Annotated in this window: 10 protein-coding genes and 1 pseudogene; 7 read left to right on the forward strand and 4 right to left on the reverse strand. The window is 61.6% G+C overall.

Annotated features, from left to right (window positions below; genetic code table 11):
• The first annotated feature begins 45 nt into the window (after positions 1–45).
• Entirely contained in the window at positions 46–570 is a 525-nt protein-coding gene (locus tag OPF83_RS16940) for a PaaI family thioesterase (protein WP_017836045.1), read from the forward strand.
• A 149-nt stretch (positions 571–719) separates the two neighbouring features.
• On the opposite strand, the gene OPF83_RS16945 is transcribed toward OPF83_RS16940, so the two are convergent.
• A complete protein-coding gene (locus OPF83_RS16945) occupies positions 720–1721 on the reverse strand; it encodes an AraC family transcriptional regulator (RefSeq protein WP_031264629.1) in 1002 nt (333 codons plus the stop codon).
• A gap of 118 nt (positions 1722–1839) precedes the next feature.
• Between OPF83_RS16945 and OPF83_RS16950 the strand changes: the two genes are divergently transcribed.
• The 4 genes from OPF83_RS16950 to OPF83_RS16965 all read left to right on the forward strand — a co-directional run bounded on the left by OPF83_RS16950 (position 1840) and on the right by OPF83_RS16965 (position 5988).
• Positions 1840–2160, forward strand: a complete 321-nt coding sequence (locus OPF83_RS16950; RefSeq protein WP_007633708.1) for a 2Fe-2S iron-sulfur cluster-binding protein — start codon at positions 1840–1842, stop codon at positions 2158–2160.
• Between the two features lie 88 nt (positions 2161–2248).
• Positions 2249–3589 carry a cytochrome P450 gene (locus OPF83_RS16955; RefSeq protein WP_371204028.1) on the forward strand — a complete coding sequence of 447 codons (1341 nt, stop codon included), beginning with the start codon at positions 2249–2251 and terminating at the stop codon, positions 3587–3589.
• Complete coding sequence (locus OPF83_RS16960; protein WP_017836048.1) at positions 3586–4806, forward strand: NAD(P)/FAD-dependent oxidoreductase; 1221 nt, start codon at positions 3586–3588, stop codon at positions 4804–4806. Before OPF83_RS16955 ends, OPF83_RS16960 begins: the two co-directional genes overlap by 4 nt.
• 120 nt (positions 4807–4926) lie before the next feature.
• A complete protein-coding gene (locus OPF83_RS16965; RefSeq protein WP_007633702.1) occupies positions 4927–5988 on the forward strand; it encodes a BtrH N-terminal domain-containing protein in 1062 nt (353 codons plus the stop codon).
• Between the two features lie 171 nt (positions 5989–6159).
• Here the strand turns inward: OPF83_RS16965 and OPF83_RS16970 are convergent, their stop codons facing one another.
• A complete protein-coding gene (locus OPF83_RS16970; RefSeq protein WP_037216855.1) occupies positions 6160–6846 on the reverse strand; it encodes a TetR/AcrR family transcriptional regulator in 687 nt (228 codons plus the stop codon).
• A 118-nt stretch (positions 6847–6964) separates the two neighbouring features.
• On the opposite strand from OPF83_RS16970, the gene OPF83_RS16975 reads away from it, so the two are divergent.
• Entirely contained in the window at positions 6965–8542 is a 1578-nt protein-coding gene (locus OPF83_RS16975; RefSeq protein WP_264888817.1) for an MFS transporter, read from the forward strand.
• A 143-nt stretch (positions 8543–8685) separates the two neighbouring features.
• Here the strand turns inward: OPF83_RS16975 and OPF83_RS16980 are convergent.
• Positions 8686–9306 (reverse strand): annotated as a pseudogene (locus OPF83_RS16980) (recombinase family protein); the annotation flags it as partial.
• 137 nt (positions 9307–9443) lie between these two features.
• On the opposite strand from OPF83_RS16980, the gene OPF83_RS16985 reads away from it, so the two are divergent.
• A complete protein-coding gene (locus OPF83_RS16985) occupies positions 9444–9716 on the forward strand; it encodes an LGFP repeat-containing protein (RefSeq protein ID WP_067478016.1) in 273 nt (90 codons plus the stop codon).
• A 45-nt stretch (positions 9717–9761) separates the two neighbouring features.
• Here the strand turns inward: OPF83_RS16985 and OPF83_RS16990 are convergent.
• Positions 9762–10170: transposase (locus OPF83_RS16990; protein ID WP_264888818.1), on the reverse strand; the 409-nt coding region annotated here is incomplete at its 5' end.

Here is a 10170-nt window from a genome sequence, read left to right on the forward strand (position 1 = left end):
GAGGTATCGCACCCAGTACAACTTCATCGACAGGAAGGTCTGGACATGGACACATTTCGCGACAAGGCCGGCGAGCCGATAGGTACCGATATCGACAACTGGGTGGCCTCGTTCACGCGCATGGAATCCGGTTCCTCCGAGCTTCCTCCCCACCACCCCAACTGCCTTGGCTGTGGACCAGAGAACCCGAATGGTCACTTCCTCTCGGTACGGCGTGACGGAGACGGCGTCGTCGCACACCACCAGTTCGACCAGCGCCACGTCGGGGCACCGGGCATTGCACACGGCGGCGCGGTAGCGACCGTGATTGACGACCTCTTCGGCTTCTTGCTGTATTCGGTCGGCGAGCTCGCCGTGACGCGCCGTCTCGAGCTCGAGTATCTTGCGCCAGCACTACTCGACACCCCGTACATCCTGCGCGCTGCAGTTCGGTCTCGCGATGGCCGGAAATTGGACCTCAAGTCCACGATGGAGGATGCAGAGGGCCGCACTGTTATTACTGCCACTGCCCTGTTCATCGTGGTCGAGGTTGAACACTTTTTGCAGTCACAGAGAAACTCGAGGGCTTAGGCCAAACTCACCGCCGCGAGCACCAGGCCCGAATACGTCGAGGGTGTCGGCGGAGCCTGAAGCTATTGAACGCCACGCCCAAAGAAAGGGCGAAGCTGAAGGCACCGTGCATTGCCAGTTGCCCTGTACGAGTCAACCAAGTGGCAGCGCTACCTACGACGGAACCCCGTCGGCGGGTGGCCGGTCCAGTGCTTGAAAGCGTGTGAAAAGCTGGCGAGGTCGCTATATCCGAGGTCCGTGGCGATCTCGCTCGCGGACACAGATCCGTCCAGTAAACGAAGAATCGCGTACTCAAGAATGATCGACTGGCGCAGTCCGCGATAGGTCATCCCTTCCTCAGAGAGGCGCCGCTTAAGTGTGCTCGTAGAGATGGAGAGTTCGTCTGCAATCCACTGACTTCCACAATCTGCGGGACGCTTCTCTATCAGACGTCTCACCTTGTCCGAATACGAGGCGATTTTACTCCGCTCGTCGAGCCTTCGCTGCAAGTCACTGATAGCGAGTCGATACGCCACGGGGTCAGAGAACCGGCAGACGTGATTGACCGCGTCAACGGGAAAATGCAGAATGGACAGTGAAGCGTCAAATACCAGGCGACCAGCTAACCAATCCTGATCCACGGGCAGACCTTCCGGAGCGGGCCAACCCAGTGAGAGTGTGATGTCTGGTGCATCGCCAACGAGTATATTCAGCAGCCTCAGCAGGACCGCACCACAGTAGGTGACCACTAGGGAGTCTAGGACTCGATCGCCCGTCTGCCCATTGAGCGCGACAGACACTCCGTGTCCACCTGCGTAGAACTGCGCACTCAGGGCTGGGGTTATTAGCGGCAGGTAGGCAAGCAATTCCAATATCTCGCCTGCGGAACCTGCGCTTACTAGTGGGACGCTTAATGGTCCGAAGGACGTCAGATGAGCATGCTGGGCGAACGCCAAACCGAGGGTCGTTGCTTGGTCAACGTCGAGGTCGGGCAAGGCTTCCCTGATCCACCGCAGGGGAACTTGGGCGTTGATGGCGAGAAGTGACTCGACGTCGCTTCGCTCACGATCCATGATCTCGCGAAACCGTGCAACGGCGTCTTGCTCCAGAACTGGGCTCTCAAGTAACTGCGCGAACACGAGCGGTGGCACGCCCTCGCGATCAAGATTCATCGCCCCCGCCTTCTGAGCCAAATTAACAAGCTTCTGCCCTCAATCAACCTAGCCGCAGTCGTCGTTGTTAGCAATGCTGTGAGCAGCTATTACCCGAACAACCATGCAGGAGCCAGCGATGACAGTCGTAACCTTCGTCTCACATGACGGAGAGAAGCACGAGGTGCCCTTGGAGGAGGGGCAGTCACTCATGCGGATCGCCGTCAACAACGCGGTGCCCGGAATCGACGCCGATTGCGGAGGCGAAGCCGCGTGCGGCACGTGTCATGTCATCGTTGATCCGCAATGGTCCGACGTGGTGGGCCTCTCGGGAGCAAGTGAAGAAGAGATGCTCTCAATGAACCCCGAACGGCTGCCGACCTCCCGACTGTCGTGCCAGATGACCGCGTCCGCGGATTGGGACGGCCTTACCGTCCAGGTGCCAGAGTTCCAGATGTAACGACGTTCCAGATGTAACGACGAAAGACAAGGTGAGACACGTGAAGGTTTCCGATACGATCGGCGACAAGGTTCAGTCGGCCATCCCGATGGATCTGCAGATCCGGGGCGCCCATCTGTACGACAGGACTCGGCGCTGGGTGACAAGGACGAATGGGAAGAAGCTCTTCGTAGAGAAGCCCATCCCCCCCGTCGAGGACGTCGAACTCGCCGACATCGACCTCAGTAATCCCTTTCTCTATCGGCAAGGACGCTGGCAGTCCTACTATGAGCGCCTGCGAAACGAGGCTCCGGTCCACTTTCAGCCCAACAGTGCGTTCGGGCCGTTCTGGTCAGTGACCCGACATGAAGACATCATCGCGGTCGATAAGAACCATGAGGTCTTCTCCGCCGAGCCGATGATAGTGATCGGGGCCCCGCCTCGTTTTCTCGATATTGAGATGTTCATCGCGATGGACCCACCGCGCCACGACGTGCAGCGAGCAGCTGTGCAGGGGGTGGTGGCGCCTAAGAACCTGCGCGAGATGGAGACGCTCATTCGGTCTCGGGTTCGCGAGGTACTAGACGACTTGCCGGTGAATCAGCCGTTCGACTGGGTCCAGACTGTCTCGATCGAACTGACAGCTCGAATGCTCGCGACGCTCTTGGACTTCCCCTACGAGGAACGTCGCAAACTCGTGTACTGGTCAGATATTGCAACTTCGTTCGAGGAAGCGAACGGTGGTCCTGCGGACCTCGACGAGTCGTTCGACGGAATGCGCGAGATGGCGAGCGGTCTGAGTTCTCTGTGGTACGACAAGAAGGCTCGGTTAGCAGAGGGGGAGGAACCCGGTTTCGACCTGGTCACCATGCTGCAGAGCAACGAGAACACCAAGGATCTGATCGACCGCCCGATGGAATTCATGGGCAACTTTGTGCTGTTGATCGTCGGAGGGAACGATACGACCCGGAACTCGATGAGTGGTGGCGTTCTGGCGCTGAACCGGTTCCCAGACCAGTTCGAAAAGCTCAAGTCCAACCCTGACCTGATCCCCAACATGGTCTCCGAGATAATCCGGTGGCAAACGCCGCTGGCCTACATGCGCCGAATCGCCAAGACTGACACTATCTTGAACGGTCAGTTCATCCGTAAGGGTGACAAGGTCGTGATGTGGTACGCCTCAGGCAACCGCGACGAGCGTGTGTTCGAGCGGCCCGATGACTTCATCATCGACCGGGCCAACGTCCGCAACCACATCTCCTTCGGGTTCGGCGTACACCGGTGCATGGGCAACCGACTGGCCGAAATGCAGCTGCGGATCCTCTGGGAAGAGCTGCTCCCCCGCTTCGAGAACATCGAGGTCGTCGGCGAACCCGAGTACGTGCAGTCCAACTTCGTTCGCGGCATCAGCAAGATGATGGTGCGCCTCACCCCGAAATCCGGCACATGACATCGCAGCGAGCCCTCATCATCGGTGCCAGCCATGCCGGAGCCCAACTCGCGGCGAGCCTACGGCAGGACGGGTGGAGCGGTGAGATCGTCCTCATCGGCGAGGAGCCCACGGTGCCCTACCAGCGCCCGCCACTGTCGAAGGCGTATCTCGCCGGGAAAACCACCCTCGACGAGATCACCATCCGCAGTTCGGACTTCTACTCCAAGCAGCGAATCCAGCTTCTCAACGCGCACGTGGAGGCGATCGACCGCTCGGCTGGGCACATCGTTATGAGCACCGGCGACACACTGACATACGACAAGCTCGCGCTGTGCACGGGAGCCCGCCCTCGTCAGCTCCGCGTTCCTGGGGCCGATCTCCCCGGGGTCCATTACCTTCGTACCGCCGCAGACGTCGAGAAGATCCGCACGTCCGCCACCCCCGGGCGGCGAGTGGTGATCGTCGGGGGCGGCTACATCGGACTTGAGACGGCCGCCTCACTACGGGCACTGGACCTGGACGTCACCGTGCTCGAGGCGACCACTCGCGTCCTCGAGCGGGTCACTGCTCCCGACGTATCAACGTTCTTCGAGCGGATCCACCGAGAGGAGGGCATCGATATCCGAACGGGCGCCAAAGTCGCAGCATTAGTCGGAGACGACTGCGTCCGCGAGGTCACACTATCTACTGGCGAGTCGATCCCGGCTGATCTGGTCATCGTGGGCATCGGTGTTGAACCGAGAACAGAACTCGCCGACGCTGCGGGTCTCGTGGTCGACAACGGCATCGTGATCGACGACCATGCCCGGACCGAGGACCCCGACATCGTGGCCGCCGGAGATTGCACAAGCCATGACATCGCCCGTTACGGCTGCCGTATACGCATGGAGTCCGTGTCGAGTGCGGGGGAGCAGGCCAAGGTCGCCGCCTCGACCATCTGCGGAAAATCTAGGAAGATCGAGGCGCTTCCCTGGTTCTGGTCAGATCAATACGATCTCAAGCTGCAGATCGCCGGTCTCAACACCGGTTACGACGAAGTCGTCCTCAGCGGTGACCCCACCCGGGACCGCGACTTCAGCTGCTTCTACCTCCGTGATGGCGAACTCCTTGCTGCAGACTGCATCAACCGCCCCCGCGATTTCATGCTCAGCAAGCGAGCCATCACCCAGCAGCGTCCTTTCGTCCGGACCGATTTCGCCCATACGGGTTCTCCCGATTCCTTTCGCAATGGGTAAGCCAGTCCCGAGCGAGACTCGCACGGTCAGCGGCGGAGCCTCGACGAACGGCGCTGACATCCCACTGGCGCAGCAAGAGAGCCCGGTTCGTGCCCGCCTGCCGTTCAGAAAGGAACTCTGATGACTCGCCAGACGCTCATCGAGAACTATCCACATCGGGTCGGGGGGCACTGCGGCTCAGCCGCGATGCGAGACCTCCTGCACTGGCAAGGCCTCGGCTGGGAAGGACCGCCCGATGAAGGTCTCGTCTTCACCCTCGGGGGGTCACTTGGCCTGTCCTACTTGCGCTCGAGCGACCTCTTCCCGCCGCTTTATCTGGTAGGGAGAGACTCCGATTTCGAAGTAAATCTCCCCCATCTACTGGGCGCACAGGTCCAAGTGCTCACGACCGACGATCCCCGAGAAGGATGGTCGTGGATTAGCCAGGAGGTCGATGCCGGAAGGCCAGCCCTGATATGGGGCGACATCGCGGAGTTGCCCTACCTGCGGGTTCGGCTCCAAATGAGTCGCCACGATATCGTGGTAATTGGTTACGACGAGGCGGAGAGGATCGCCTTCGTTGTTGACAACGACCGTGCCGAGGTCCAAAAGGTTCCGTTCGACGCTCTCGCTCGAGCACGGTCGTCGATGTCATTCCCACAACCGACACGTCACACCACGTACCGCATCGCCTGGCCGCATGAGTTACCAGACCTTGCGCAGGTTGCCGCAGCGGCTTTCCGTCAATCGGCAGCGAACATGCGCCACCCAACTCCGCCAGGAGTCGTTGATCTCACGACCGCGGTGAGCGGTTCCGAAGGCTTAGCAGCGGTCGCCCAGCTCGCCGCTGATGTCCGGACTTGGTCCCATCTACCGGCTGACGAACTCGAGATCCTCTTATTCAGCTTGAGCGCTTTCATCGAGAAGGCCGGCACCGGTGGCGGCCTGTTCCGAAAGCTGCTCGCTGACGGCTGCGCGGACGTGGCACGTTTGACCGGTGACCTCGCGACCGAAGATCTCGCCGTAGCCGCCAGACACTGTGCACAGACATGGACGGAGGCCGGCCGAGCCGGGATCGAGCACGAGGTCGATGTGCGTACTCGGCTGGAACGTGTGGCTTCGGCGGTTAGCCTCCTGCCCACGCTCGAGCTTCAACTGGCTGAAGCTCTGGAGTCAGCTTCGCGATCGCTTGCAGCAGCCTGACTAATCGGGAAGTCAAAACTGGACGGTAGAAGTTCCGGCCGCACTCAGACTGCAGCGGATGGCTCGCCGCCGCTCGCACCGAAACGACCGGGCTCTAGGGTTGCCTCGCCACCTCCCCGGCGACCTCGGCGATCGAGCGGTCACACCCATCCGACAAGAAGAAGCCCCGATTTAGCGAGATCCGCCGGCGCCAGGGCGGTTCAGGTCGTGGATGGACTCGGCCGGGATGGGTTCGCCTCCCTGCTTGCGGGCAGCAAGAAAATCATCAACGAGTTGCACGCATCCGTCGTGGTCGACGGTGCAGAGCCCAGTAAGGCGAGCGAACACGACGGGACCCAGGAGTTGAACGATCGCGAAGGTGGTGTCGACGTTGCCGAGCTGTGCTCGAACGTCAGGCTGTGTGAGGATGCGGTCAAAGGGCTGCCGGTATACCTCGATGACTCGACTACGCAGTGAGGTGATCGCGGCCGAATCGGCAGGATCGCCGCCGACTGATCCGATTGACAGCCAAGCCAGAGTCGTAATGTTCAGCGGCGCCTGGTCAATCAGGTCGGCTTGGGCCGTGAGAAGCGCGATGAGTTGGTCTCGTACCGACCCACTGTCGGCAGAGACCTCGACGCGAGGCAACAGCCGCTCGAAGGTCGCCGCAAGCAACTGGGCGGTCCCGCCGAAATGCCGATAGAGCGTGGCCCGCGCAACCTTTGACATTCGAGTGACCGCCTCGACGGTAACCGCCTCTACACCGCCAGTGCTCAGGAGATGCGTGGCAGCGTCGAGCAATCGTTTTCGTGAGCGCAGCAGTCGCGGATCGAGCTGATCGTCGTCCGTAGCGGGCCGGTCAGCACTCCAGTCGTTCACGCTCTCCCCCTTCGGCCGACGGTCACTTCTCGTCCAAGCTAACCTGTCCAACCAACCGAACACTGTGATACTACTTGTCTCAGACCAAGACCGATCATTTCACAGCAAGGGGCCGGCGATGCACTCACCGCAACAGACCATCACCGAGTCATCCCGGTGGACCCGAGCCGAATGGTGGATGCTCACGGTGTCGTGCCTAGCCGTGGCGTTGGTGGTCGCGGCCATGGCCGCGCTGTATTCGGCATTACCGGAGATTGCGGTAGAGACTGGAGCGACGCAAGCCCAGCTGACCTGGATCGTCGACGGCTACACGCTGGTACTGGCGTGCCTGGTCCTGCCCGCTGGAGCGATCGGTGACCGCTATGGCAGACGCGCAGTTCTCGTAATAGGCCTGGCGATATTCACCATGGCGTCCGCACTTCCCCTGCTGCTGTCTGACCCGGCCTGGTTGATCGCTGCGCGAGCGATTGCCGGGGCGGGCGCTGCACTGGTAATGCCCTCGACGCTCTCGATTCTGACTGCTGGTTTCGCCGCCGTTCATCGCGGCCGAGCAGTAGGTGTGTGGGCTGGAGTCGCCGGGTCCGGAGCAGTGTTAGGCATCCTCGGCGCCGGGGTGTTGCTTGAGCGCTGGTCGTGGGTGTCGGTATTTCTCGGACTGACCGCAGCGGGAGCCCTACTGGCCGCGCTGGCATGCACGATCGCTGAGTCCAGCCAGCATGATCACCCTCCCGTGGACTGGGTGGGCGCGGCGGCAGCTGCAGTCGCGGTTGCGGGAATCGTATTCGCCACGATCGAGTTTCCCGCGCGGGGCTGGGCCGACCCGATCGTTCTCGCCAGCGCCGGGGCCGGCATGTTGGCGACAGCCTTTTTTATCCTGATTGAGCTGCGATCCTCGGCCCCCTTGTTGGATGTTCGGTTGTTCGCCAAGCGCGGCTTCAGCGCCGGCTCGTTGTCGGTGGCCATCCAATTCTTGGTCACTTTCGGGGTATTCCTACTCCTGGTGCAGTACCTGCAACTGATCCTGGGATACGGACCGCTGGCCTCGGCGTTGGGATTGGTGCCGATGACGGTCCCCCTGATCGTGATCTCGGTGATCGCCCCCCGACTGTCACAGCGATTTGGACTACGAGTGATGACCGTCGCCGGTCTGGTGACCATCGCAGTTGGCCTGATGCTGGTCAGCCGGCTGACCGTCGACGCACGTTACCTCGACCTGCTATGGCCGCTGTTGATCATGAGCGCAGGGCTCGGACTATGCACAGCCCCGGCGACCTACGCGATCATCGCCGAAACTCCGGAGAGCAAACACGGGGTCGCCGCCGCAGTCAACGATGCGGCCCGCGAGATCGGCGCTGCGATGGGGATCGCAGTGGCCGGCAGTGTGCTGGCCGCCGGATACACCCGCCACATCCAACCCGCCCTGCCTCAGTTACCCGAACCTGCCCGCGGTCCGGTCTCCGACTCCCTGGCCGCCGCCCTAGAGATCGCCGCACAAGCCGGACCAATGGCGCAACCATTGGTCGACTACGCCAAAGAGGCATTTGTCAACGGCAGCAGTCAGGCCACACTTACGTTGGCAATCCTCACCGCCGCAGCCGCAGTCTTGCTAGCGATCCTTGCCCCGGGCACTGCTCCGCGTGACCACAAGACCACGGCCAGTTCCACAGCACCGGCACACCGGGACAGCGTCGGATAGGTGGCCCGTCCGGCTTCCGGCTGCACTGACTCGTGCCTGGAGAAACTGCGCAAGGTCAGCAAGAACCGCGGTCCCTCCCGAGTGCCGAATCTCGACGGTCGAGCTGCTGTGGCTAGCGATACCCACCATCTTCAGGGCGGGGGTCAGTGGCTGGTGCGTCCACGCCCGCCCGCTTCAACGCGCTGTAGTGCGCGGTAGAGCGTGGATCGGCCAACTCCGAGATTGCGGGCGATCACTGATGGCCCCTCCCCTGCCTCGATGCGGGCCCGGGCTTTGTCGACCTGCTCGGCGGTCAGGACTCGCTTACGACCCTTGTACTTGCCCTTCGCCTTAGCGATGGCAATGCCCTCAGCCTGACGTTCACGAATGATGGCCCGCTCGAACTCGGCGAACGCCCCGAGCAGCGAAAGCATCAGATCCGCTCGAGGATCCTGGGCGCCGGCGGCGTAGGTAGCCCGTTCATGGACAAACTCCACACTCGCGCCCTTGGCAGTGACCTCACCAACGATCTGCTTGAGATCAACCAGGGAACGAGCGAGTCTGTCCATTGACGCGACGACGAGCTCGTCACCGTCGCGCAGGTACCCGATGCACTCGGCGAGCTTCTCGCGATCGGCGCGCGAGCGCGCAGACTGCTTTTCGACATAGACCCGATCACACTCCCCCACCGCCTCGAGCTGACGCGCCTCATTCTGATCCGCAGCCGACACCCGCACATAGGCCACCCTCTGCCCGCGCGGACGCGAAGCCCGGCGAACCGGCCGCAAATGGCGGAGAAGCTCAAAACTTTGCCAACGGACGCAACTACTGGCATCCACTTGTCGCCAACGGCTTCGCCAATGCCGTCTGGGGGAGAATCGGGGAGCGCTACTTGGAACTCGGAGCTGAGGCAGGGAGCCTGATGTACCCCACCAGCAACGAATTGCCGTGCCCCAACCGTGGATTTTGCTCCTTCAACCGATTCGAAACCGGAAACATATATTGGTCGCCGACCACCAACGCCCAAGCAGTGTGGGGAGCGATCTTTCAGGAATACGGAAGACAGGGCTACGAGAACGGCAGGTTCGGGCTGCCCACGACCAGCGAATTCGACACCCCGGACGGAAAACAGGTGAACTTTGAAGGAGGCTGGATTCGCTGGATCCGCAATACAGGGGCGTTGATCACTTCCTAAGGCGGACTCGGTAGCCGCGAGCGCTGCCCCTAGAAGGGTATGCAACTAGTGGTCCGCATTTGAAGTGTTGTTACGGTTGGCTTTCGCGAGGACTTCCTCGGCGGTTTTCGTCCAGACGAACGGGTGTGAGCGGTTGTTCCAGCCGTCGATGAAGGCCCGAATCTTGGCGTTGAGGTCCTTGACGGATGTGAAGACCCCTCGGCGAATGGCCTGGCGTTCGACGATCCCGAACCAGACCTCCACCAGGTTCATCCACGAGGCGTGAGTCGGGGTGAAGTGCACCTTGAAGCGGGGATTGTCAGCCAGCCAGGCCTTGACGTTCGCGTGCTTGTGGGCGGCGTAATTGTCCATCACCAGGTGCAACTCGACCGGCTTTCCCTCGGCGTCAACGGCGTCGCGGTAGGCCCGCTCAATCTGCTTGAGGAACGCCAGGAACTCCTGGTTTCGGTGCCGT

Origin of the sequence: Dietzia sp. NCCP-2495 (assembly GCF_026011735.1) — a bacterium.
GTDB lineage: Bacteria > Actinomycetota > Actinomycetes > Mycobacteriales > Mycobacteriaceae > Dietzia.

Excerpts from the sequence above, each read along its gene's own strand:
- OPF83_RS16950 (WP_007633708.1), top strand. The coding sequence starts at position 1,840 with ATGACAGTCGTAACCTTCGTCTCACATGACGGAGAGAAGCACGAGGTG.
- OPF83_RS16985 (WP_067478016.1), top strand. The coding sequence starts at position 9,444 with ATGTACCCCACCAGCAACGAATTGCCGTGCCCCAACCGTGGATTTTGC.
- OPF83_RS16960 (WP_017836048.1), top strand. The coding sequence starts at position 3,586 with ATGACATCGCAGCGAGCCCTCATCATCGGTGCCAGCCATGCCGGAGCC.
- OPF83_RS16975 (WP_264888817.1), top strand. The coding sequence starts at position 6,965 with ATGCACTCACCGCAACAGACCATCACCGAGTCATCCCGGTGGACCCGA.
- OPF83_RS16945 (WP_031264629.1), bottom strand. The coding sequence starts at position 1,721 with ATGAATCTTGATCGCGAGGGCGTGCCACCGCTCGTGTTCGCGCAGTTA.
- OPF83_RS16965 (WP_007633702.1), top strand. The coding sequence starts at position 4,927 with ATGACTCGCCAGACGCTCATCGAGAACTATCCACATCGGGTCGGGGGG.
- OPF83_RS16940 (WP_017836045.1), top strand. The coding sequence starts at position 46 with ATGGACACATTTCGCGACAAGGCCGGCGAGCCGATAGGTACCGATATC.
- OPF83_RS16955 (WP_371204028.1), top strand. The coding sequence starts at position 2,249 with ATGGATCTGCAGATCCGGGGCGCCCATCTGTACGACAGGACTCGGCGC.